A 24,959-nucleotide genomic window follows, 5' to 3' on the forward strand; every position below is an offset into this window, starting at 1 on the left:
AGTTCCTGCAGAGAAACCTAAAGCGGCTCCAGCTGAAAAGCCAGCCCCGAAAGAAGCTCCTGCAGTAGCAGAGCCTGTCGTGGAAGAAGCACCAGTAGAAAAGCCTGCGGCTAAAGCCTCTAGTGTCAAAGCCGAAAAGACTAGCGCCAAAGCCAAAAAGAATAAAAAGAATAAAAAGCCAGCATCCAAGAAAAAAGGAGCTAAATAATGACTAGTAATCCTTATTTGCCGGCCATGGCGACAATTCAGGAAGTAATCGAAGAGACTCATAATATTAAAACGTTCCGTGTAACACTGAACAATCCGAATATTAGAGATGACTTCGAATTTGGTCCTGGTCAAGTCGGACAGCTATCTGCGTTCGGGATAGGAGAGGCTACATTTGTAATCAACTCTCCGCCAACCCGCATGGATTACCTGCAGTTCAGCGTAATGAAGACTGGTGAAGTAACTTCTATGCTTCATACTTTAAGCGAAGGTGACCAGATTGGTGTTCGCGCACCGCTCGGTAACGCATTCCCTTATGAAGATATGAAAGGCAAAGACATCGTCTTCGTCGGTGGCGGAATCGGCATGGCGCCGCTTCGCACACTGCTTCTTTTCATGCTTGATAATCGTAAAGATTACGGCAAAATCACTCTACTCTATGGAGCAAGAAGCCCTGTAGATATGGCGTTCAGCTATGAACTTCCTGAGTGGCTGGAAAGAGACGACCTAGACACTCATCTGACCATCGATGCAGCTTACGAAGGATGGGAGCACAACGTAGGGCTTATCCCTAACGTGCTTCTGGATATTAATCCTTCTCCTGAAAACTGTGTCGCAATAACCTGTGGCCCCCCTATCATGATTAAGTTCACTGTTCAGGCACTGGCTAAACTAGGTTTCAATGATGAGCAGATCTACACCACTCTTGAAAAACGCATGAAATGCGGAGTCGGCATCTGCGGACGTTGTAACATCGGAACCAGCTATGTTTGTCAGGATGGACCGGTTTACACCTACGCACAGCTAAAAGAACTACCGAACGAAATGTAAAAACAGTGCCCCGTTCGTAAAGAACGGGGCACTTATTAAAACCAAGAAACGAGCCGGATGAATATACTTTTAGCGGACGATGAAAAAATAAACCTGCTTTCCGCCTCACGTCTTCTTGAAAAGAGCGGATATACAGTCACGACAGCAATCAACGGGCTTGAAGTTCTAGATATCCTAAAGAAGGATGACTTCGACTGCATTCTTATGGATCTTGAAATGCCTAAGATGGATGGTTTTGAAGCCACTCATCAAATTCGAACCGACCCATCTTTCGGTGATAAATCGAAAATACCCATCATAGCCATGACAGGCCATTCCATTCAGGACAAAAAGTACGAGCTGGATAAGGCTGGTATTAAAGAATACGTCAGCAAGCCCTTCGACATAGCCATTTTAATACAGACCATAAAAAAAGCGACTTCGAGTTAATAAAATAACCCAAAGTCGCTTTTGTAATTTCAAAACGGTCACGCTATCTAAACCAAACCCTCTCCCCTAAATGGGAGTCCAGAGGGTAGTGGGGCTATACATACTCAGCAGCAGCAAAAGCAGAAGACCAAGCCCACTGCAAATTATATCCACCAAGCCAGCCTGTTACGTCCAGAACTTCACCTATGAAGTAAAGGCCCGGAACTTTCTTTGATTCCATAGTCTTAGACGAAACCTGATTAGTATCCACACCGCCGACAACAACCTCAGCTTTAGAAAACCCTTCGGTTCCTTCAGGCTTAAGTGTCCAGCAATGAATGCGTTCGGATAAAGCAAGACGGCGTACTTTGGTCAGCTGACTGACAGGAGTTTCCTCGTCTTCGCCGCTAAGCAGAATGTCTACCAATCTACGTGTGAAATATCTGTTCATGAAAGAATGCAAAGCAATATTCTCAGTGCGGTAATCTTCCAAAATATCACCAAAGTTCTGACCGGGCAAAAGATCGATATCCACGCTGGAGCCTTTGCGCCAGTAAGATGAAATCTGTAATGCCGCTGGACCGGAAATTCCTTTGTGAGTAAAGAGCATATCGCCTTCAAAGCTCTGCCCTTCGCAACTAATACGGACAGGCAATGAATTGCCACTAAGCTCTTCACAAATTTTACCGTTAGGGCCACCGATCATAAGCGGAACAAGACCAGGGTGAGGGTAAACAATGCGGTGAGCGTACTGGTCAGCAATATTATAGCCGAGAGCAGTTGCGCCCACAGATGGGAAAGTAGGTGTGCCTAGTGCCACAACAAGTGACGGAGCTTCAAAAATCTCCACACCGGTTTTCACGGTAAAAGGCCCGCGCCCTTCAACGGAATCAATGTTGCGGTCAAGCAAGGTATCTACGCCCAAACGGTGACATTTAGATACGAGAAGCCCGGCAATCTGCCCCGCTCCGTCCAAAGTGAAAAGTTCACCGTCGTTACGGTCTTCGTATGCGATTTCGGCTTCAGTAATAAATTCTATAAAGTCCCACTGGTTATGACGAGCCAGCGCTGATTTAGCAAAATGAGGGTTGGAGCAGATAAAATTCTCAGGCCCAACATTCAAGTTAGTAAAGTTACATTTGCCGCCACCGGTAACCCGGAGCTTACGGGCAGCCTTGCCCGCATGGTCCAGAACCAGCACACGTTTGCCATTCTTGGCTGCATGCATGGCACAGTAGAGACCGGATGCGCCAGCGCCTAAAATAATTACGTCGTAGTCAGTGTTAATTTCGGAGTTGTTCATCTGCGCTTTGTAGAATTATTGCGGGACTGCGTAAAGGTTTATTTAGAAAGCTCAACTTCATTTTGAAACACTTTCTTGTGCGAAACTTGACATTCACACAAGAAATGCGGTAGTTTGATTTTCATGAACAAAAACATTTCGCAAACTATGACACTAACAAAGGAAAGATTCGAGCTAATTGAAGTTCTTGAATCAAAGCTAGTCCCATGCATTGAAGAGTCTGTAGGTGTAACACTTAGTGCTTACGAACTCGATAGGGAAATAAATCAGCTAATGCCAGGATACATCGTAGGCTGTTACCTATATGCAAACTTACTTTCAAGACTCCAAGGAGAGGAATGGATTCAAACCCCTCAGAACTCAAATGAAGCTTGTAAAATAACTTTACGAGTTAAAGGGCGACTCATATCTATTAATATCTCTAAAGTTGACCCAGACACACGAATCCCCACTGGAGCAAAATCTTTAAAGAAAAAGCTTGGTCATAAAATGCATCTCCCAGGCATGGTAGAGTATTATGAAAATCAGACTTTCCCTTCTGAATTAAATATAGGATATGATGTCAGCATCGCTTCTGGATTAGGCAAAGTGACACTTGACCGAATTTGTGGAACAGAAAAAAAACAAATTGCACTTACAGAAGCAGTCCTTTTTGACAGTCAACTTGAAGTTATAGCGACAACGGCTACGCCGGTTCCAGAACAAATCATTACAACAGAATATGCCCCTAAGAGAGACAATAAAGAAAATGAAGGGAAAGACTAATCAATACCATTTATCTCAGCTAAATCCTGCAAGAATAACTCTTGCAAGAGAACTCAAAGGATTTACAAAAAAGCAATTAGCTGAAAAAATTGGTAAAACACCCTCTGCTGTAACTCAATATGAGTCTGGACGAACTCGCCCAGAACTCACTACGTTTTGTGCTATTGCCTTAGCTCTTGGAGTTACTACGACTTTTTTTGCAATTCAGAATACACCTGAAATATCTCTTTCATCTTGCCACTTTAGAGCAAACCGCAAAACATCAAAAACAGCTAAACGTCAAGCTCTCCAATATATTAAAATTGGAGTATCACTATACCAACGACTTGAAAGTGAAGGAATTAAATTACCCCCTGTTCAAATACCTCAATATGAGCTTGAAAGCAGGTCGGGAATTGAAATTGAAAATTTCGCTCACGCTATTAGAGAAGAATGGGGAGTTGGAACAGGCCCAATTCCCAACGTTTTGAATTTACTTGAAAGTAAAGGCGTATGCGTAATTCTCTTAAAAGAAGCCCTTGCGGGCTTAGACGGTTTTAGCTTTTGGCATGAAGAAAGACCCTTCATTGCATTGGTTCCGAACCTTAATAAAGGCAGCCGAATACAATTTGATTTGGCACACGAGCTCGCCCACTTAGTTCTTCATTCAGAAGAGGATACCGGCGACCTGTCCATTGAAAGAGAAGCAAACCGCTTTGCAGGAGCACTTTTAGCTCCTACAAAAAGCTTTGCAGCAGACTGCCCTGCTCGATGGAATGAGCAAGCTTTTTTGGAAATAAAAGAAGTTTGGCATATATCTATGCAGGCGGCTCTTTACCGAGCAAGGCAAATTGGGAAAATATCAGAATCTAGCTTTAGATGGGGCATGGTTCAAATATCTAAAACAGGGCAACGCACAAACGAAAAAGGCGAATTTACGATTGCTTATCCTTCGCTACTAAACCAAGCCCTGTCATTGATAAGTAACGATTTATCTCTGCCAGCAATCTCTGAGAGTCTCGGACTAAGTGAATCGGATGTAAAATCTCTTCTCAAAGAACAGGGCGTCACAAATGACATAATCGCCTCTTTGGAGCCATCCCCTTTGCCTTCTAGTATCCCAATAGTAACTTTAAGGTAACCACCGCCCCCATTCTTCCCTTGCCCAACGCAGCGAAGAAAGGTATTGAGGGCCGCGTAGGGCTGATTTTATTGCCCTGCCCCCACAATAAATAATTCAGGAGTACCACCGATATGGCCCTCAGTATAGGAATCGTGGGCTTGCCAAATGTCGGCAAATCCACACTTTTCAACGCCCTTACAAAAGCTCAGAACGCAGAAAGTGCAAACTACGCATTCTGTACCATCGAACCAAACAAAGCAGTCGTCCCTGTGCCGGACGAACGCATTGATAAAATTTCTGAGCTTGTTAAGCCTCAGCGCACACAAAGCTCTACTGTAGACTTCATCGACATTGCCGGCCTTGTTGCCGGAGCAAGTCAGGGTGAAGGACTCGGTAATAAATTTCTTGGTAACATCCGCGAAACACAGGCCATTCTTCATGTTGTCCGCTGTTTCGACAACGATGATGTTATCCACGTTTCCAACTCTGTCGATCCAATCCGCGACATCGATATCATTGAAACTGAGCTGATTCTTTCAGATGTTCAGGTTCTAGATACTCGTGTTGAGCGCATGGCTAAACAGGTTAAAGGCGACAAATCCATGGGTCCTAAAGTCGAGGAGTGCAAAAAACTTCTTGAGCACTTAAACGAAGGCAACCCAGTTAATACTTACGACAAACTCGACACCGATATCATGATCGAGATGCTCAAAGAGTTTCGCTTCATCACTGAGAAAAAAGTTATCTACTGTGCAAACGTCGACGAAGACGGCCTGACCGAAGATAATGATTACGTCAAATTAGTAATGAAACTTGCAGAAGAACGCGGCGCTGCGTTCGTGAAAATTTCTGCGAAGATGGAAGAAGAGCTTATCGGTCTTGAAGATGACGAATATGAAGATTTCCTTGAATCATATGGCGTAACTGAATCCGGCCTAGCCAAGATCATCCGCACAGGGTTCTTGACCCTCGGCATGATCAGCTACTTTACTGCCGGAGTAAAAGAAGTCCGCGCTTGGACCATAAACGACGGGGACAAAGCACCACGCGCCGCCGCCGCAATCCATACCGATTTCGAAAAAGGTTTCATCCGCGCAGAAGTCATCGGCTACGAAGACTACATCAAGCACGGCACAGAAGCAGCTTGCCGCGCAGCAGGTGTTCTACGCTCCGAAGGAAAAGAATACGTCTTCAAAGATGGCGACGTCGTTCACTTCCTATTCAACGTATAAAGTACATAAAAATATCAATTAAAAAAGGGAGTCGTTCGCGGCTCCCTTTTTTTATGCTTAAGTTGCTTTGATTAGTTAGATATCGTACTAAAATACAATATAAAGGAGCAACATAGCGCAACCGTGTGTTTATACTTGAATTCGCGGGCACCCTCCATTTAGCAATTTTAGCGCAATATTTGCTTCTTTTTGGTTCTAGAACGATCAAAAGGAGTCAAAACAATGGCGAACTGTCCTAAAAAAATAGTGATAATTGGTGATTCTTTGGGAATGGAACGCACCGGAAAGTTAGGTGATGTACCTTCTCAAGTTACATGGCCCATACTTTTACAACAGTTTCTACCTAAAAAAATAAATACGGATGTTGAAATTGGATCGTTATGCACTCGCGCCAGAACCATGGACACAGTGCCAGAGGCAATAGCTGAAGCCACCAGATTTGAGGCTGAGACTATCATTATTCAAGTGGGACTTGTGGACTGCTTCCCGCGCGTTACGACTCTTGAAGACAAAAAGCACATTGATGAACTCAGACCGGAGTTGCGCGATTTTGTTTGGAATTTGATGAATGAACATAGACATACAATTCTAACGACCACCAAAAGAGCATCCTACACTGATCTGGATACATTTACTGAAAATGGCCTTCAAAGCGCACGCCTCGCAGAGCAACATGGAATTCACGTCATATTCCTTTCAATTATTGCTCACGCGGATTTAGAACCCGGAACTCCCGGAACTGTAGAAAATGTAGAGCTGTACAATAAAGCCCTGCAAGACATTTGCGCCAAATGCGGCAATGCTGAATATTTCGACCTAAGCAATTTCTCACAAAACAAAGAACTGCTTCACGATGACCTTTATCACCTAAGCCCAGAAGGCAACACGAACCTTGCGCTTCTCCTGCGGAATCATTTAGCTCAGGCTGCACATGTGCCTTCTGCCGCACAGGAAAAAGGTCAATTCCTCCACTCATTTTTCCACGCTAAAAACAATTTCTTGCAAGTGCTAAGCAGTGTATTAGCGGCCGCAGGGCAAACCGAAAAGGCCGCATCATTTGCCCATTCTGCCGTCAACTCACAGGTTCCTTGTTCAATCAGAAAAACACAGGATATTCCGACAAAAGCCTTCATCGAAATAACTAACCACTGCAACCTGAACTGCACAATGTGCAACACTCACATGTCAAAGCGCAAAAAAGGCTACATGCCGCCCGAGATGTTTGAGCGTGTTGTCGTCCGCTTGCAGTCTTTGGGTGTCAATAAGGCTTCGCTCCATACTGTCGGGGAAACATCAATTCACCCTCAAATATGTGACTTACTTGCCATAGCGCAAAAAAGGAATTTCACAGTATTTTTCAGCACCAACGGACAACTTGTCCCTCGCGTGAAAAAAGTATTACCGTACTACTCGAACACTTTTAATTTAATAAGATTTTCCATCGATGCGGGAACTCCCGAAACCTATGCGGCAATTCGCAGAGGCGGAACAATCGATAAAGTGTGGGAATCACTACAGGCCATAGTCGATTTTAATGCGGCAAACTCCACGGACATGGGAATATGGACCAACTACATCGTCTCTGAAACCAATAAAGATGAAATCGATGTATTCATGAAACAGGCGAGTAAATACACTACTACGGAGCGAATGAGGTTCCATCTTCCTAATTCGCTTAGCCCTGACCCTACATTTTTAAAAGAAATTATACCGTTTCATAATCTCATATTCCCGACCCCGAATGTTTGCACAATGCCCTTCGATACTATCGCGATAACCTTTGACGGCAAGATATCTCTGTGTTGCAGAGATTATGACGGAGACCTTGAAATCGGTTCTTTCTTGGAAGAAAATCCGCTGGCAGTTTGGCGTAATAGGCGAGCTGAAACTATTCGCAAAGGACTTCTCGGAACAGCTGAACCTTCAAAGCTTTGCTCAGAATGCCATACCGTCGCCGGCTCTGAAATATGTGATACTTTCATCAGCAATGCGAACAGCCTCGGCCTTGATGACATCGGCAACCGCTTATGGTCCACTCTGGAAGCTTTGAATGGTGAAACCGAAAATCTTTCGGCAGTCCGCAAAGCGTGCAAAAATGCGCTCGCATAATTTATTTTGTGTAAAGCATTAGTTCATCTAAAAAAGTAGGATTTGGTTAAAACAAATCCTGCTTTTTTTGTGCGCCATCAGTCTTTATATGGAAGAGGCTAACCTCTTTTCTTAAGCACAATGACCCCGCCCAGAATCAAAAAACATCCTGCCCATTGCATGGTGGTCATATATTCACCAAGTGTCGGGATGGCTATGAGCGCGGTCATCATCGGCTCTGTGGTTAGCAGTATACTTGCCACCGAAGGCGTTAATTTAGACAGGCTCATATTAATGAGCAGCCAGCCCAGCATGGTCGGCCCCATGGCTAGAGTCAGGATCAAGCCCCACACTTTGAGGGGCACGCCCGGCAATAGAATTTGCGCAGGAGAAGTTGCCGCTCCTGGAATCAGCCCATTTGAAAATAGATCCGCTATCAGCAGAAACAAAGCGGCAAATGCAAAAATATGCATCAAAACGGTGTAAGGATTAATTCCTCTGAGCGCACATTCCCGTCCCATTAGTGCATACCCAGCATAGAATACACCAGAAAATAATCCTAAAAACATCCCCATAGGCGTAAGCGCGAAATCTGATATTCCCTGAATACCACAAACTAGCGCGCACCCTATTAAGCAGAGTACAATGGACGGAATGAGCCGCGCCGAAGGTTTCTCCCCGCCAAGCCACCATTGCCCTATTACCGTCAGTGGGACTGAAATATACACCAGAACCGTTGCCACACTTGCCCCGTTAAAATAAACGGAGCCACCCCATACACCATTTAACATGGTTAGTATGAAACCGTATCCTGCGAGAACAGGGAGATTCTTCCTACCCGCGCGAAGTAGTTCAGGTTTAAATAATGTTAGACCTATCAGTAAGGCGGTGCAGACAAACAGGTTGCGCCAAAATGCTACCACCAGAATTGGCAGAGAATAATCAACCACCAGAATTTTTATAAAAATAGCGACAAGAGCAATCAGCGCCGATCCAGCAAGAACCTGCGCCACTCCCAGCCCTGTGGTCGATTTAAATTTATACATTAACACACCTTGCTTAACCCCAAATCGGTTAAGTCACTTACAATTAATATCATAGAGACTGTTTGACGTAGTTAAGGGTATTTATATAGATACAGTTTAATGAATCTAGATCAATACAGCCCTTGCCGAGGTGCAAAACATGACTAAAACACTGCCCAGATTAATTTCAGCTGTAATATTCCTGCTGCTCACGGGATTTGTCCTCTTTATGCTGAATCAGATTTCGGCGTTGGCGGGACTGTGCGCTATATACTTTCCGCAGTCTCATGACTACGTGCTTTTCGGGCTGAGCGGACTGTTTTTGGTCATGATCATCAGCCCCGTAATGATATTTCTTTTTCGTCCCGGACCACTGACATTGCCGGATAATCCTACGCCTTCCCAGCAGGTAAAATTCATGCACAAGCTACGCAAAAGATTGCGCGGCAATAAACATGTACGAGCTATGCGACTGGATCTTTCCCGCGATGAGGACCTCGACACAGCCCTTTATCAGCTCGATGAAATTTCCACCACGCAGATGAAATCCGTAGCCTCGAGAATATTCCTAAGCACTGCTATTTCACAAAACGGCAAACTCGACTCATTCATAGTTCTGGGATCACTGACCAAGCTGGTGTGGGATATATCTAAAATATATAACCAGCGCCCATCCCTGCGGGACATGGTTTCGGTTTATTCAAATGTGGCGGTCACGGCATTTTTTGCGAGCGCAATAGAAGATCTCGATATTCAGTCGCAAATTGAAGCTATCATGTCCCCCGTACTCGCAGGCTCAGCTCTAGGAATGATTCCCGGTGCAAGTGGGCTGACCTCTATAGTAACAGCCTCAATTCTCGATGGTTCTACGAATGCATTTCTAGCCCTGAGAGTAGGTATCATTACGCGAAACCATTTCAGCTACAGAGCGGACAAAAAGACTCCTGAATTTCGCAGAGCAGTGCTTAAAGAAGCCGCTAAACTTCTGCTAAGCATCGCAGTAGATTCAACCAAAATGATCACCTCAGCATACCTGAAGACAATCACCAGCTCAGTTGGCGATAAGGCTATGAATGCAGCACGAAAAGTTGTGGATTCCAAAGATAAGGCCTTCGAGGCAACAGGTAAGGCTGCAAGGTTTTCAGCGAAACAGGCGCAGAAGGTCGCAAAGTTTGCGAGTTTTTCGGGCAGCGAAAATGGGCAAAAGAGCGAAGATGCAAAGGATGAAAATCAATCAGAACATGCAGATATAACAGGGACAAAAAAAGAATCCCCGCGAGAAATTATTAAAAATAAAGGTAAGGCCGTACTTGGTAAGTTTTTTAATAGGAAAAAGTAATTTTATTCAAGACGCTTGAGAGATTTTTTGGAAAATTCATTACCCAAGGCAGCACCCTTTTTATACCATTTTATAGCATCACTGCGGCTTTTTACATCCCCTTGCCCTTTCTCATACATGTAGCCAACCCAGCCAATGGCATTAGGCACTCCCTTTTCGGCAGATTTTTTTTGCCATTCCATAGCTGAAGCATAGTTTTTATCTACTCCAAAACCATTGTAATACAACATTGCAATATAATGCATCGCACCAGGTTCACCAAGAGCTACGGCTTTTTTATACCATTCCATGGCTGAGTTGTAGTTTTTCTTAATGCTACGGCCGTTCTCATACATAAAACCTACGCTTCTCATTGCAACGGGATCACCTAGCTCTGCTCCCTTTTTATACCAATCCATAGCTGTAGTATCACTTTTCTTAACACTCTTTCCGTCACTATACATAAACCCAATATTTGTCATAGCACGGGGTTCACCTAGATCTGCGGCCTTTTTATACCAATCCATTGCCAAGCTATAGTTTTTGTCCATTCCCCGTCCGCGCGAGTAAATGCCCCCTAGAGCAATCATAGCATCAGCATTACCCCTTTCAGCAGCCTTCTTATACCAAGCAGCTTCCTTGACATAATCCTGCTCAACGCCCGTACCATCCCTATACAAGCTCCCAACGCCCACCATAGAAAAAGTATTCCCACTTTCTGCAGATTTTTTATATAAACTAAAGGCCTTTTCATGGCTCTGCTTCACACCTTGACCAGCATGATACATGCTTCCAATATTACCAAGAGCAAGAGCATACCCACGGTCAGCCCCCTTCTTATACCAACTTATGGCCTTGGCATAATCCTGAGAAACAGCCAGTCCAAATTGATACATACTTGCCAGCAAAAACATCGCTTGAACATCACCTTTTTTTGCAAGCTCCTCCACTTTAGATTTATTTTTACTCGCAATTTTTTGAGCTTTTGCCACATCCTTCGGAAACCCAACCCGCCCCGTAAAAGAACTTCTTGCGATCCACATATCCGCTTTGGGATTGCCAAGCTTGGCGGCCTGCAAAAAACAGCTTCGGGCCTTCTTATTGTCCACGTGCGGGACACCTATATACCAGTTAATGCCTTGAGCCAGAATATTATCACTCGCGGTATAACCTTCCTGCCCTCCACTCTCACCCGGAATAATAAATTCAGGGACAGCGTCAACATAGGCAAAAAGCATCGTAGGCGTGCTCAGTGCAATCATAAGAAAAAACAAGACTATTTTATATTTGTTATGCATAGCTTTCCATATTGATCAATTTAATCGGCAGTAGATTTAAAAAGTCGCCACTTTTTCTTACCAAAACGAACCATCACTTTTTCACTATCAGCCCCGACAGTCGTAACCGGATCCTGATTTCCATTGGAAATGCGGCGGGCAACAACCGGAACATTTTCCTTGAGATAGCTTGTCAGCTCATTAACGGTAATTTTTTTATCTTTGTTGGAATCCGCAGCACCAGCCACACCTTTGAGGAAAAAATATGTATATAAACCATGCCCTTTGTCTGGATACCAATGACTGACCTGCGCAGCATCAGAACTGGCAAACAATACTGTGCGTGATGAAATATTCATAGCGGATTTATTTATTTTTGGCTTAATAAGCCTGCGCCCTTTAAGGAGCGTCCCTTCACTGAATCCACCAGAAAAGCAGGCATCCATAACAACGGTAAGTTTAGCAGCCTTGAGTTTAGCCATATTTGCATAGAATTCCTGCATGGAATAACCGTTATTGGCTATATAGTTTACGTCCGCATCTACAGGAACAAGATATGGCTTACCAGTTTCCATGTCAGGCGCGCCGTGGCCGGAATAGTAAATAAATACATCCGACTTACCGGGCTTAATCATATTATGAAGTTTACCACGCCTGCCCCCGGAGCCAAACACAGTATTAAGACTCCCCCTAGTTGCATCAGTTATGTAAATAATATTATCCGGGCTGTAACCGAAAATAGTTACAAGATATTTTTTCATGAACCCGGCATCGCGTGCAGCATAGCGGACATCAGGAATGCCATTTCCATACCGAGCATAATTTTTATTACCAATAATAACTGCTACAGCATCAGGACGCTTATCCATACCTTCAGGAATATTTTCATCTACATCAGAAACAAGTGTTGCGGCTGAACCGGAAACAGCCGTTTCACCATCACGCAATCCATCAAGAAGGTTATCCACACTATCTCCTCCTGCTGCCGCAACAGCCGCACGCTTAGGGGGAGGAGCCGGAAGGTGAGCCTCGCCCTTAATGGCGGTCCACATATCCTTATCAGCCTTTTTCAAGGCTACATTACCGGGAAAATGTCTTTCAAGCATAACCTTAATATCTTCAATGGCAGCAAACTTATCGTCGGTTCCTCCACGGCGAAACTGACTATATCGAGCGCGAATATAGTTACTCATCAGTTCATCAAACATATTATTAATAGGAGGATACTCAACACCGAAACGCTTACTGGACTTACTGGAAAGCTTGAGAGCCTCAATGGTTTTGCCCTGTTTATCAAGAATCAAACACCGAGCTTCTGCGGCCTTCGGTGAATCATCTAACAACTTTAAACCCTTTAAAGCTTCATCCGGCTTGGATTTTGCCATAAGAATTAACTGCGCAAGATACTTCTTTTCAATATCTTTGACACGCACGCCAAGCGGCCCATCATTCGGCCATTTTTTACTGGATTTTACGGCCTGACTAAAAGCTTTATCAATCTTACCATTAGCAATGAGCGCACGCAGAAGGGTATCCTGAATTGCTGGATTATCGGAATCAAAAGATTGAGCCTTGAGAGCATACTGCAGCGCCTTGGCATTAGCTGTACGCCCGTCAAGAGTGACCCACGCAAGAGCATTCCATGCTTTAGCATTATCAGGAGCGATTTTAACAGCCTTGCCTAAGTAAACCGCAGCCTGTTTAGGCTCGCCATAAAATCTATAGGCCGTCCCTAAATTCCAATTATGAACAAACGTAGAGGGGCACATCTCCTGCGCCTTAATAAATAAAGCCAACCCCTTGCGTTTATCTTTTTCAAATTCAGTTCTGGCATCCTTAGCAAGCCGATCAGCTATTTTACACGCAGCACTTTCCGCGAAAGCAAATTGAGCGCAAAACACAACGCACAGCAGCAAAAAAAATGGCAATATTTTCTTCATTTAGTCCACCCAAGTTATCTGATCATCACGTATAGTTATGTACTCATAAACTTATATACAAAATTAGAAATTAGAAAGAAAAGAATCCTGCAATTCTAAACACCCTTCACTTCCCAATTTCACTTGATATTTTCAACACATGAAATATGGTACTTTATTAACTTTCCATTGTTTTTGGCATTTATTTTGAATAAACTTAATCGAAGTGTCATAAAACACACATTGTGTCGCAAATTTCCCTATTTACTGAGTGATTTTAAACCAAACCTACCAAATTAAGCACACTAGAGACTTATTCATGCAGCAAAATGAAATGCAAAAACTTCGCAAGCTGGCTTCATCCATACCCAAACAAAAAAATCTCACCATTTTTTTCGGACGGGCCGGAAGTCATTTCATGGACAATGTTAAATATTTTTTCCTGCATTGCGTGAAAAATCAGCCAGAACTGGAATGCCACTTCATGGCCTTTGATAAAAAAGAAGCTGATATCCTGCGCGAACAAGGGTTGCCCGCAACATGGGTAAATCACCCCGAATCCGCGGATCTTATGGCTAAAACAGGCATAGTTGTTTCTGATGATTTCAGTTGGAAAGACCAAGATTTTCTGTGGGCACTGCTTTCAAGCGCAAAAACGGTTCAGCTCTGGCACGGGATTCCCTTAAAAGCCATTGGCTTTCCTGAAATAAACTCCACCGTGAACATGACTCCCGAAAAGGCCGAACATCTATCCTTTGCATATTCTGGATACGATGCAGTAGTTTCCACTTCGCCATTTTTTACGGAAAAAGCTTTCGGACAAGCGTTTAAAGCTAAAGAGTTCATAGAATCTGGCTACCCGCGCAATGACATTTTCAAGCGCCGTCCGACAAAATTAGACATGATTAATACGGATCGCGACTTATACGGAGAGCTTGTTAAATTTCGCAAAATGGGCGGCAAAGTAATTTTCTTTATGCCGACATTCAGAGATACCGGAGGCGGTCCATTTGAAGATGGGGCAATCGACATGATGCGCATGTCCGAATTTTGCAAAAAGAATAATCTGATGTTCGTCTGTAAATTTCATCCATATCTCACGCTGGGCAATGTAACTCTTCCCGACAATATCAGGTTGGTAGATTCCAAGAGCGATGCATACCCGCTTCTCCCCCTTTGTGATCTGTTGTTAACGGATTACTCCTCTGTATATTTTGATTTTCTACTAGTAGACAACCCCATGGTTTTCTACCCGTATGACTATGAGCAATATATCAGTAAAAATCGTGAGCTTCTTTTTGATTACGATTCAATGACTCCGGGTAAAAAAGTAATGACCGAAGCCGAACTCTATACCGCCTTTGAAGATATAATGCTAAAAAACATCGATGATTTCGTGGACGTAAGACAGAAACTGAGGGACTTATCTTTCAGCAATGCTGACGGTAAGGCAGCCAAAAGACTTGGCGAGCATATAGTTTCTAACTATCTATAAATAAACGGAGGCGTACAACATGAAAGCTATTATTCTTGCAGCAGGTATCGGCAGCAGACTCAGCAGACCTTTCCCGAAATCACTTTCTGTACTGCCATACGGAGAAACAATTCTCGGTAGACAGGTTAGAATATTAAAAGATCTTGGCGTGACTGAAATCATCATCGTGGTCGGCTTCAAAATGACCCTAATCATGGAAAACTTCCCGAACGTTTACTACAAATACAATCCCAATTACTACATTACGAACACGTCTAAAAGTCTGCTTTGCGCCATCGAAGACTTAGACGATGATATTCTCTGGATGAACGGAGACGTTGTATTTGATAAAGCAATTATTCGTGAGATTCTCAGCATTAAAGATGATAATTTCGTCTGTGTTGACCGCAAATCATGCGGCGAAGAAGAAGTTAAATATACCCGTAATGAACAAGGATACATCAACGAAATTTCCAAAGAAGTCCTAAACGCAGAAGGCGAAGCGGTCGGCATCAATATGATCCGCAAGCGCGACCTCAAAACTTACGCAGAAGCACTTCGCAAATGCGATGATAACGATTACTTCGAAAAAGCCATTGAGATGATAATTCAGGACGGTGTTCAGATTAAGCCCGTAGACATCTCTGATCACAAATGTATCGAAGTCGATTTCGAAGAAGATTGGGTTTCAGCTCAGGCAACTTTCACAACAGCGGGACAATAGATATGCAGGTCGCAATCATCCCCGCTCGCGCGGGTAGTAAACGTATTCCCAAAAAATCGATCCGTCCTTTTCTAGGGAAGCCGCTAATTGCCTATGCCATTGAGGCCGCCCGTGACAGCGGTTTTTTTGACCATATTATAGTAAGCACAGACAGCGAAGAGTTTGCAGAAGTAGTACGAGAATATGGCGGGAAAGTTCCTTTCATGCGTCCGGCTGAGCTTGCAGATGATTTTGCTGCAACAGCGCCAGTCATAGAACATGCCCTTAACTGGGTGCGGGAAAACCTTGGCGATCCCGAAAGATATTGCCAATTTTACGCGAATCCTTTTGTCACGGCTGAGAGTATTCGCGGTGGATATAAGCTCCTGCGCGAGAAAAAGGCGAACTGTGTTCTGGGCGTGACCGAATTTGCATACCCGATACTGCGCTCCTTTAAGCTTAATGAACAGGGCGGCGTGACATATGCCTTCCCCGAATACAGCCAAAGTAGATCGCAAGATCTTCCTACATTTTTCCACGATGCTGCTCAATTTTACTGGCACGAATTAACGGACCTTCCCGCAGATAGAACAGAAGGGTTGAACCTGCCTTATTTCCTACCGCGCCATATGGCGGTAGACATTGATACTCCTGAAGATTGGGAAATTGCCGAGCGACTCTACAAGGCCTTCGCAACAGATGCATAAACCAGCTTCAAAAGATCAATCCTGCACATCGCAAGTGGAAAGCGAAAGCAACCCACACGGCAATATACTCTTCTTCTGTGAAGGCTCACCAGAACGAGGATTTGGGCACGTTAGTAGATGCCTTGCACTCGCCGCAGAATTTAAAGAACACAGCCGCAACTGTATCTTTGTATTCAGAGGAAGCGAAACTGCACGAAACAAAATATCCGAAGCCGGATTTGAAGTTATCGAAGTGGCTAACGAGGCTTGTTTTAGCAGTTACAAATTTTCAAACGAAGCCGCAGTAGTTCTTGATTTACTCATCCCGCTCGAAGATTCATTCTTTGCAGATGCATCAAGTAAGAACGTTTTAATTTGCACTCTCGATGATCCCACGCCCAATAGAATTAAATCTGATTTGGCTTTTTACCCGCCCGTCCCGCAAGTAAAAGAACTTGATTGGGAAAACTATGCTGGCGAATTATTTTGTGATTGGGACTTCATTCCTTTGCGCAAAGAATTTGCCAACTGCGCTAGCCCTGCGCATCACCCAAAACCCTCTGCGCAGCCTGAAATGCTGATCACCGCAGGTGGAAGCGACCCAGCTGAGCTTACCCTTAAAATTTTGCTAGCTTTACGATCTTTAAATGAGCCATTCCATGCAAAAGTAATAGTCGGCCCCATGTTCAAAAATCTGGACAAAATCAAGGGGATATCCTTAGAACTCGGTGACAAAGTAAAACTAATCACTGGCGTAAAAGAAATGGCTGAACTTATGCTGGAAAGTGACATGGCAGTGGCATCTTTCGGCATGACGGCATATGAGCTTGCCGCATGTAAGACTCCGCAATTATTGATCTGCTTAACGGATGATCATGAACGCTCGGCATCCGCCTTGCATAATGCAGGAGCAGCCATTTCACTCGGCAGATATGACCTTGTCAGTGAACAAATTTTGATCGAAAATCTGCACAAACTTATTTCCAGTGCGAATCTACGGTCTGAAATGAGTTCCAATGCTGAGAAACTAGGCATTGGAGACGGCTCATCAAACATTTGCACAGCCATACTGAAGAGACTGGAGCTTAAATAGTGAGCGATGTAAAAAGCTGGAAAGAACACAAAGGTGCAGTACTACACAGCATGGACGATTTTGATGTAATCGACTGCACCACTTGTGGTTTCAAGCATATAATACCAATCCCTAGCGAAGATGAATTGCGTGAGATTTATAAACACGATTACCATGTTAAAGATAAGCCGCTCATGCTTGAGCATCAGCTAGAAGATAAAGAATGGCTTGAAAGCGTCAATGATGCACGTCTCGCCACTCTGGAAAAAATTTTAGGCGGAACAGGTAAGTTTCTTGATATTGGTTCCGGTAACGGATTCTTACTCGGGCAGGCGCAAAAACGCGGATGGACTGTAAAAGGAATCGAGCCATCCGATAAGGCGGCTGATTATTCATGCTCGCAAGGGCTTGATGTTGCGTGTTCTGTATTCGATAAAGAATGTGCGGATAGTCTGGAACTTTTCGATGTTGTCCACTTAGGCGATGTCATGGAGCATCTGCCATCTCCGCAGGACATGCTTGATCTATGTAATCAAGTTCTGCGTCCGGGGGGACTTATTGCTGTCGGCGTACCAAACGAATACACTCCCATCCAAAAGATTCTTAATGAAGACATGGATGTGCGCCCATGGTGGGTGGCTCCTCCCCATCACCTTAATTACTTTGATAAAGAGTCCCTCGAAGGGTTACTCTCCCGTGTAGGATTTACTCCCTGCCATTCAGACATTTCGTTTCCGATGGAACTGTTCCTGCTTATGGGGAAAAATTATCTGGATGATCCAAAGCTCGGGCGTGAATGCCATGCCATGCGTAAAGAGCTTGAACTGAAACTTACCAAGTCCGGTAACAAAGATTTTTTAGATAAACTTTACAGCTGTTTTGCCGAGGCCGGAATGGGACGAACCGTACTTGTAATTGCGCAAAAGAATAGCGAAAAGGAATAAATTTAAATGAGTAGACTAGAAAATAAAATAGCATTGGTCACAGGTGGCGGACGAGGAATTGGTAAAGCCATATCCACCAAACTTGCTGAGAACGGAGCGGAAGTAATTCTCACATGGGTTTCGGACAGCGCAAGTGCGGATGAAACTGTCGGATCCATAATTAAAAACGGTGGCAAAGCGCGCGCCCTCAAGCTTGAAGTAAGTGATGCAGCTTCTGTTGAAGCTGTAGTTAAAGATATTTCAGGTAAAGAAGGACGGTTAGATATTCTGGTCAACAACGCTGGAATTAACAACCCTACAGATTTTGACCAGATTACTTCTGACGATTGGGATAAAATTTTAAACGTGAATCTCAAAGGACCATTCCTTTGTACACAGCGTTGCCTTGATTTGCTCAAAAAAAGTAGCGCAGGTAGCATCATAAACATTGGTTCTGTCAGCGGACAGTATGGCGGACCCCGGACCGCACATTACGCAGCAAGTAAGGCGGGACTAATTTCCCTCGGACAGGTTGCCGCACGTTTTGGAGCAGAGTGGAACATCCGCTGTAATACCATTTCAGCGGGCCTTATCGCTTCCGAAATGGCAGACGAAGGGCTCAAGAATCCGGCTGTTCAAAAAGCCGCTGAAAATGTACTTATGAAGAGATTCGGAGCTGCGACAGAAGTAGCAGACACTGTAGTCTACCTAGCATCCGACGACTCTTCTTATATCACCGCACAAACGATCAACGTTAATGGCGGACTTTATTTCTAAACGAGTTCAGACTGCAAATTGAACCATTCAGTTTTCAAAAGATCGACAGGAGAAACAATGAGCGTGTCCAAGTATGACGAACTTGAAAAGTTTGCTGCAGAATTAAGAAAGTCAATCATCATCATGAACTGCCATGCAGGATCAGGCCATCCGGGCGGATCGTTATCATGTGTAGAAATCATAAGTTGGCTTTACTGCAATGAAATGAACTACTCCACTGAAAATATGAACGATCCCGAGCGCGATAGATTCATTCTTTCTAAAGGACACTCCTGCCTATCTCTTTACGCCGCATTAGCGGAAAAAGGATTTTTCTCTAAGGAAGCTTTCAAGACATTGCGCCACGCGGGCGGAATACTGCAAGGACATCCCGACCGTTTGAAAACTCCGGGAGTTGAATTCAACTCAGGTTCACTCGGACAGGGGTTTTCTTTTGCACTCGGCTGTGCTCTCGGAGCCAAAAGAGCAGGCCGGAAGAACCGTACATATGCGCTGCTTGGTGACGGAGAACTCAACGAAGGCCAGATCTGGGAAGGGTGCATGTTCGGAGCGCATCAGAAGCTAGACAACATGGTTGCCATCGTCGATTACAATAAATTTCAAAGTGACGACCTGAATACCAACATCACTGCCATTGAGCCTATGAATGATAAGTTCAAAGCTTTCGGATGGCACGTGATAGAAATTGACGGTCATAATTTCCGCGAGATTGAGAACGCATTTACCCGTGCTAGAGCCATGACAGGCAAGCCGACCATGATCATCGCGCATACCATTAAGGGTAAAGGAATCTCATACATGGAAAATGTACCAAAATGGCACGGCAGCCTCTGCCCCACCGGAAAAGAAAGAGAATGCGCCATGCGTGAATGCGGATGCGAGGAGTTAATATAATGGAAAATATGAGAGACGCCTTCGGTAAAGTATTAACTGAGCTCGCGGCAGAGCGTGACGATTTCGTAGTTCTTGACGCAGACGTAGCCGGCGGAACCGGAACCTACCATTTCCGCGAAGCTTATCCAGACAGATTCATCCAGTGCGGAATTGCAGAGCAAAACATGTTCTCAATGGCGGCAGGTCTCGCAGAATCAGGGATTATCCCGATTGTTACTTGCTATGCAGTTTTTGCTTCCATGCGCGCTATTGAACAGGCTCGTAACTCCATCGCTTACCCGGAATTCAATGTAAAAATAGCAGCCAGCCATTTAGGACTCGATGTTGGTCCAGATGGGGCAACTCATCAGGCACTCGAAGACATCGCCATTTATCGTAGCATTCCTAAGATGAGCGTGGTCTCCCCTGCCGACCCAATAGAACTTAAGGCCGTGATGCCATATTTGCTCGATAATACGGGACCATTATATTTGAGAACAGGGCGCAGTCCACTGCCGAATGTTTTTGACGAAAACACAATTTTCGAACACGGCAAAGCACAGGTTCTCCGCGAAGGAACCGATGCAACCATTATGGCTGTGGGCGTTATGGTTCACCGCGCACTTATTGCTGCGGACGTTCTTGCAAAAGAAGGAATATCCTGCCGCATATTAAATATGTCATGGCTAAAACCCATGGACGAAGCCGCTGTAATCAAAGCCGCAAAAGAGACAGGCGCAATCGTTACCTGTGAAGATCACAACAAGTACGGTGGACTCGGCGGAGCTGTTATGGAAATAGTCTGCGAAGGCTGCCCTGCTCCAGTTGAACGCGTAGCTGTAAACGACATTTTCGGAGCATCCGGCGAGCCGGAAGACCTTGCAAAAGAATACGGGCTAATGCCGGATGATATTGTTAAGGCAGTGCGCAAGGCTGTTAGCCGGAAACTTTAAGCAGAGCTACACCTATGCCTACACATAGAAAAAAGAAGTTACTCATCATAGGTTGCGCTCAGCACAGCCATATTGAAGAATACTTAAAAAGTGTTGATCATACCAATAATGAAACACATATCCTTGTACCGTACAGAGACTTAAACGGCTACAATGTTCCGAGTGCGACCTATTTTAGAGGTTCTTTCCACCCTTTCCTCTGGCCGCTTGTAAAAGTAATGTGTGCTTTTAGGCCGGATGAGGTCGTCATAGTCTGTGGACTGACGTATGATCATGATAATGTGGTCCATGCAGTTAAATTCTATTCAAATTTCAAAGATATTAAAATCAAAATATCTGTTAGAAATAACGAATCCGTAACGGACTCATTACCAACCCCTTCTCTAGTAAAAGAAATCGCAAAATGGGCTGGTTTGGGAGCAATTGCTCTTTTGGTTAAGGCTGCCAAGCCTTTTATCAAAATTCGGGCAGGAGAATTGTATTCAAGTCGCCTAGGCCATCTAGCCTTAGAATGCGAAATATACTTATCTGAAGCAGATCTCGGATATCACAACAAGAAGTATGACCTTTTCTATTTCAAAGATGGAAAAGTTGCCAACAAAACCCTTGCACAGTTGTACTCTCTGCAAATGAATATTTCGGCCAAAAACCAATATGTTCTTGATGCACTCCGCAGATTTAATCTCACCCCTGAGCACGAAGTAATTTTGAACACTCAGGTGATGAAACCAGTTCGAGACTCCCAATGTGTAATTCAACAAACTGAAAACCATATTGAATTTACTTCAGAACAAGAAGAACGTGCCCAGAGGGAAATGGAATCTATGGGGCTAAATCAATCCCAAAAACATGTATGCATTTTTGGACGTGACTCTGCATATCTCGAGCAATCTTTTCCGGTTTTTAATGATTCAGACATGCAAGACTGTCGTGACATGGAAATAAACTGTTTTAAGTCAGGAGTAGAAGAGCTTCTTAACTTGAACTACAACGTTTTACGAATGGGGAGCATTGTTAAAGAACCTTTACAAGTAAATCACCCTAACTTCGTCGATTATGCCACAAGTGGAAAACGTTCGGACTTTATGGACATTTACCTGACGGCAAAATGTAAGTTTTTCGTAGGAATCCAAAGCGGCGTACAACAAGTAGCGAACGTATTTAGAGTTCCTTGCCTTCGAGTTAATGTTGTACGACTTGAAATAATTGAATATTGCTCTCCAGAAGATCAAGCTTTATTCAAACTTCACTGGTCTAAAAAAAAGAAACGATTCTTGAAAGTTAAAGAAATTGTTGAGTCAGGCATTGGTCTTTGGCCCATAGAAAGATATGCAAATTCCGACATAGAACTTATCGACAATACGGAAGATGAACTTATGGAAGCCGTCAAAGAAATGCATCACAGGGTGGAAGGAACTTGGCAGGTCCTCCCTGAAGATCTTGAACTTCAAAAAAGATATCATTCTTCTTTCAACGTTTCTAAATATAATAGCCAGTTTAAAACCCCAATAAGCTCGTACTTTCTGCGTAAATACGCAAAGGAACTACTCTAAACATGCATAAGGATAAAACAACCACTCCCATAATCCTAGTACAAGCTGCATCCAGAGCATGGAGCGGAGCACCGGACTGGTGCATGAACGAAATTGACGGCCGCCCGGTTGTAGCCATTACTATTGAGAATGGGTTGAAAGAATTTCCTAATGCGGACATTAGAATAATTGCGCCTGAATTCGATAGGGGCGGACGCTTGGATGATCTTCCGTCTATGTTTCCAGACAATACAATAAGCGTCTACTACGGATTCGATGCCAGTCCATTAGGTCGCATGATCGCGGCTCTTGAAGGTTTGGAGGATGACACTCTGGTTCTTCGTGTAGATGGTCTGCATTTTGGATGGTTACCGAAACACGGTGCCTCCATGCTGGAATCTGCTAAACAAAACAATTTGGACTGCATGAAAATGCCGGACGATTTTCCAATACAGCTCACCTCAGATGTATACAGACTGAGCGCACTGAAAAAAGTATCTGCCATGCTCAGCGAATTACCGGACGCTGGAATTTTCAAGATCCATCCAAAATTTTTCATGTTCAAAAACACTGACAATTTCAAATCAGCTCACTACACAGACTACCCCCATGTTGCAGACTCTTGGCTTAAAACATGCCGTAAAATTGCAGAGGGAGTATACGTTGAAGGTAGAATGCTGGTGGGTAAAAACGAAGGCATCAAAGCTGGCGATCAGCTAACTTTCCACTATGAACTTGCGCTTGATTTTATCACTCCGCAAGCAGAAATACTAGATTGCGCTTGCGGCCCCGGATACGGAGCGCGCATGCTAGCAGGTAAAGCAACTTCTGTTATCGCAGCTGACCTTGACGCAGAAACGGTGAAAAATGCGGCGGCAGCCAGTGAGAATCCTGACAATCTTTTTTTCCAAACAGCCGATGCAACAGCGCTCGATTTTGCAGACAACTCCTTTGATGCGGTCACAAGCTTTGAAACGGTAGAGCACGTTGATCCCGTTCCATATTTCGCGGAAATGTACCGAGTGCTACAGCCCGGAGGATTCCTTATTTTAAGTACACCGCAAAACAGCCTAGGACACATTCCGGTTAACTCTCAGCACCGCAGGGAATTTTCTATAGATGAAATTACGGAGCTTGCTTCCAGATATTTTGACATTCATAAAATTATCGGAATTAAACAGGGACGAGTCATTTTCCCAGACGACTCAAAGGGGCAAAACACTTTTATGGTCTGCCAAAAACCGGAATAAAAAATGAAAAAGATTTTAATCATGGTCGGAGCAGGACTTGAAACTATCCCAACCATAACCAGGGCTAAGCAAATGGGTATATACGTGGTAGCCACTGACCTGAACCCAGACGCGCCCGGCTTTGAACATGCAGATGAATCTATCATCGGATGCGTTTATACTCCCGAAAAAACGGTCGCTGCTCTTAAAATATGGGCGGCAAAAGGGGCCAAGCCTGATGGCGTTATGTGCGCGGCTGTTGACGCTCCCCATACAGTTGCGGCTGTCGCAAAAGAGTTTGGATTGCGCGCAGTCAGCACAGAAACTGCAGCCCTTGCCACCGATAAGCTTGCTATGAAAGATCGCTTCAAAGAAGTGGGTGTACCCATTCCTTGGTATAAAGAGATATTCAGCGCCGAAGAATTGGAGCAAATCCTTAGCGAGCGCAAAGAATCCCTTGTGATAAAGCCTGTGGACAGCCGCGGAGCCAGAGGAGTGTTACGGCTAACTTATGGGTCAGATAAAATGCCCGCCTCTGAATGGGCCTTTGAACAAGCGCAAAACGAGTCTCCCACGAAACGCGTCATGGTGGAAAGCTACCTTGATGGCCCACAGATCAGCACCGAAGGTTTTGTGGTATGTGGAAAGGCTTACACGCCCGGATTCTCAGATAGAAACTACGAATTTTTAGATAAGTTTGCGCCCCACATAATCGAAAATGGTGGAGAGCTACCGTCCTTTCTACCGGATGACATCCAAGCAGCGGTGAAAGATCTTTCCGGAAAAGCAGCGATAGCTCTTGGTGTTGATCACGGTGTCGCAAAAGGGGACATGGTCGTTCACAACGGGAAGCCATACGTTATTGAAATGGCGGCTAGACTTTCGGGTGGATATTTTTGCTCGCACGAAATACCGTGGAATACAGGAGTGGATTTTGTAGGAGTAGCAATCAAACTGGCCATGGGAGAAACGCCCGCGCCCGAAGAAATGATTCCTGAGTATCAAAAAGGGGTCGCCCAGCGCTACCTATTCCCAGAGCACGGCAAAGTTGTCGCCATTGACGGAGTAGAAGAAGCCAAAAAGATTGAAGGGCTCCGCATGGTTGAAATAAGATGTGAGATAGGCGAAACCATTCCTCCGACAACCAGCCACCCTGCCCGCGCAGGAGTAGTAATCGCAGTTGCAGATACTCGTGAGAATGCGCTTATAGCCGCCCAAAAAGCCGTCAACTGCATCAAAATAACTACAAACAAAATTTAGTC

The 24,959-nt window shown here is 44.4% G+C and carries 22 protein-coding genes; 18 read left to right on the forward strand and 4 right to left on the reverse strand.

Features of this window, described 5'->3' with window-relative positions; genetic code table 11:
- Positions 1 to 207 precede the first annotated feature (207 nt).
- Positions 208 to 1,038, forward strand: a complete 831-nt coding sequence (locus tag BR06_RS0105515) for an FAD/NAD(P)-binding protein (RefSeq protein WP_031480943.1) — start codon at positions 208 to 210, stop codon at positions 1,036 to 1,038.
- 57 nt (positions 1,039 to 1,095) lie between these two features.
- Complete coding sequence (locus tag BR06_RS0105520) at positions 1,096 to 1,467, forward strand: response regulator (RefSeq protein WP_031480945.1); 372 nt, start codon at positions 1,096 to 1,098, stop codon at positions 1,465 to 1,467.
- A gap of 94 nt (positions 1,468 to 1,561) precedes the next feature.
- On the opposite strand, the gene BR06_RS0105525 is transcribed toward BR06_RS0105520, so the two are convergent.
- Positions 1,562 to 2,749, reverse strand: coding sequence for an aminoacetone oxidase family FAD-binding enzyme (locus tag BR06_RS0105525; RefSeq protein WP_031480947.1), 1,188 nt, complete (start codon positions 2,747 to 2,749; stop codon positions 1,562 to 1,564).
- 123 nt (positions 2,750 to 2,872) lie between these two features.
- Between BR06_RS0105525 and BR06_RS0105530 the strand changes: the two genes are divergently transcribed.
- The 4 genes from BR06_RS0105530 (at position 2,873) to BR06_RS0105545 (ending at position 7,957) form a co-directional block, all read left to right on the forward strand.
- A complete protein-coding gene (locus BR06_RS0105530; RefSeq protein ID WP_156952660.1) occupies positions 2,873 to 3,514 on the forward strand; it encodes a hypothetical protein in 642 nt (213 codons plus the stop codon).
- The gene (locus tag BR06_RS19180; RefSeq protein ID WP_034602875.1) at positions 3,498 to 4,634 is read left to right on the forward strand and encodes a helix-turn-helix domain-containing protein; all 1,137 of its coding nucleotides are present in this window, start codon (positions 3,498 to 3,500) and stop codon (positions 4,632 to 4,634) included. The genes BR06_RS0105530 and BR06_RS19180 overlap by 17 nt, the downstream gene beginning before the upstream one ends.
- Before the next feature lie 113 nt (positions 4,635 to 4,747).
- The gene (ychF, locus tag BR06_RS0105540; RefSeq protein WP_031480951.1) at positions 4,748 to 5,848 is read left to right on the forward strand and encodes a redox-regulated ATPase YchF; all 1,101 of its coding nucleotides are present in this window, start codon (positions 4,748 to 4,750) and stop codon (positions 5,846 to 5,848) included.
- Between the two features lie 222 nt (positions 5,849 to 6,070).
- A complete protein-coding gene (locus tag BR06_RS0105545; protein WP_031480953.1) occupies positions 6,071 to 7,957 on the forward strand; it encodes a radical SAM protein in 1,887 nt (628 codons plus the stop codon).
- A gap of 98 nt (positions 7,958 to 8,055) precedes the next feature.
- On the opposite strand, the gene BR06_RS0105550 is transcribed toward BR06_RS0105545, so the two are convergent.
- Complete coding sequence (locus BR06_RS0105550) at positions 8,056 to 8,982, reverse strand: DMT family transporter (protein ID WP_051676933.1); 927 nt, start codon at positions 8,980 to 8,982, stop codon at positions 8,056 to 8,058.
- A 139-nt stretch (positions 8,983 to 9,121) separates the two neighbouring features.
- On the opposite strand from BR06_RS0105550, the gene BR06_RS19185 reads away from it, so the two are divergent.
- Positions 9,122 to 10,300, forward strand: a complete 1,179-nt coding sequence (locus BR06_RS19185; RefSeq protein WP_084154035.1) for a DUF697 domain-containing protein — start codon at positions 9,122 to 9,124, stop codon at positions 10,298 to 10,300.
- Between the two features lie 2 nt (positions 10,301 to 10,302).
- Here the strand turns inward: BR06_RS19185 and BR06_RS0105560 are convergent, their stop codons facing one another.
- Both BR06_RS0105560 and BR06_RS0105565 read right to left on the reverse strand, forming a co-directional pair.
- Positions 10,303 to 11,577 carry an SEL1-like repeat protein gene (locus tag BR06_RS0105560; RefSeq protein WP_051676934.1) on the reverse strand — a complete coding sequence of 425 codons (1,275 nt, stop codon included), beginning with the start codon at positions 11,575 to 11,577 and terminating at the stop codon, positions 10,303 to 10,305.
- A gap of 20 nt (positions 11,578 to 11,597) precedes the next feature.
- On the reverse strand, positions 11,598 to 13,496 hold the full coding sequence (locus BR06_RS0105565; protein ID WP_031480961.1) for a caspase family protein: 1,899 nt from the start codon (positions 13,494 to 13,496) through the stop codon (positions 11,598 to 11,600).
- 298 nt (positions 13,497 to 13,794) lie between these two features.
- Between BR06_RS0105565 and BR06_RS0105570 the strand changes: the two genes are divergently transcribed.
- The 11 genes from BR06_RS0105570 to BR06_RS0105620 are packed head-to-tail and all read left to right on the forward strand — an operon-like array spanning position 13,795 to position 24,957.
- Positions 13,795 to 14,970, forward strand: a complete 1,176-nt coding sequence (locus BR06_RS0105570; RefSeq protein ID WP_031480963.1) for a CDP-glycerol glycerophosphotransferase family protein — start codon at positions 13,795 to 13,797, stop codon at positions 14,968 to 14,970.
- 19 nt (positions 14,971 to 14,989) lie between these two features.
- Positions 14,990 to 15,673, forward strand: coding sequence for a phosphocholine cytidylyltransferase family protein (locus tag BR06_RS0105575; RefSeq protein ID WP_031480965.1), 684 nt, complete (start codon positions 14,990 to 14,992; stop codon positions 15,671 to 15,673).
- A gap of 2 nt (positions 15,674 to 15,675) precedes the next feature.
- Entirely contained in the window at positions 15,676 to 16,359 is a 684-nt protein-coding gene (gene pseF / locus BR06_RS0105580; protein WP_031480967.1) for a pseudaminic acid cytidylyltransferase, read from the forward strand.
- On the forward strand, positions 16,352 to 17,431 hold the full coding sequence (locus BR06_RS0105585) for a PseG/SpsG family protein (RefSeq protein WP_051676935.1): 1,080 nt from the start codon (positions 16,352 to 16,354) through the stop codon (positions 17,429 to 17,431). The genes pseF and BR06_RS0105585 overlap by 8 nt, the downstream gene beginning before the upstream one ends.
- A complete protein-coding gene (locus tag BR06_RS0105590) occupies positions 17,431 to 18,354 on the forward strand; it encodes a class I SAM-dependent methyltransferase (RefSeq protein ID WP_031480971.1) in 924 nt (307 codons plus the stop codon). The genes BR06_RS0105585 and BR06_RS0105590 overlap by 1 nt, the downstream gene beginning before the upstream one ends.
- 6 nt (positions 18,355 to 18,360) lie before the next feature.
- The gene (locus BR06_RS0105595; RefSeq protein ID WP_031480973.1) at positions 18,361 to 19,110 is read left to right on the forward strand and encodes an SDR family NAD(P)-dependent oxidoreductase; all 750 of its coding nucleotides are present in this window, start codon (positions 18,361 to 18,363) and stop codon (positions 19,108 to 19,110) included.
- 57 nt (positions 19,111 to 19,167) lie between these two features.
- Positions 19,168 to 20,004, forward strand: a complete 837-nt coding sequence (locus BR06_RS0105600; RefSeq protein WP_031481767.1) for a transketolase — start codon at positions 19,168 to 19,170, stop codon at positions 20,002 to 20,004.
- Complete coding sequence (locus BR06_RS0105605; protein WP_084154036.1) at positions 20,004 to 20,936, forward strand: transketolase family protein; 933 nt, start codon at positions 20,004 to 20,006, stop codon at positions 20,934 to 20,936. The genes BR06_RS0105600 and BR06_RS0105605 overlap by 1 nt, the downstream gene beginning before the upstream one ends.
- A 14-nt stretch (positions 20,937 to 20,950) precedes the next feature.
- Positions 20,951 to 22,489: a TIGR04372 family glycosyltransferase gene (locus BR06_RS0105610; RefSeq protein ID WP_031480977.1), complete on the forward strand. Its 1,539-nt coding sequence runs from the start codon at positions 20,951 to 20,953 to the stop codon at positions 22,487 to 22,489.
- A 2-nt stretch (positions 22,490 to 22,491) separates the two neighbouring features.
- On the forward strand, positions 22,492 to 23,718 hold the full coding sequence (locus tag BR06_RS0105615; protein WP_031480979.1) for a methyltransferase domain-containing protein: 1,227 nt from the start codon (positions 22,492 to 22,494) through the stop codon (positions 23,716 to 23,718).
- A 3-nt stretch (positions 23,719 to 23,721) separates the two neighbouring features.
- Entirely contained in the window at positions 23,722 to 24,957 is a 1,236-nt protein-coding gene (locus tag BR06_RS0105620; protein WP_031480981.1) for an ATP-grasp domain-containing protein, read from the forward strand.
- The last annotated feature ends 2 nt before the right edge of the window (positions 24,958 to 24,959 follow it).

This window comes from Maridesulfovibrio frigidus DSM 17176 (assembly GCF_000711735.1).
Lineage (GTDB): Bacteria > Desulfobacterota > Desulfovibrionia > Desulfovibrionales > Desulfovibrionaceae > Maridesulfovibrio > Maridesulfovibrio frigidus.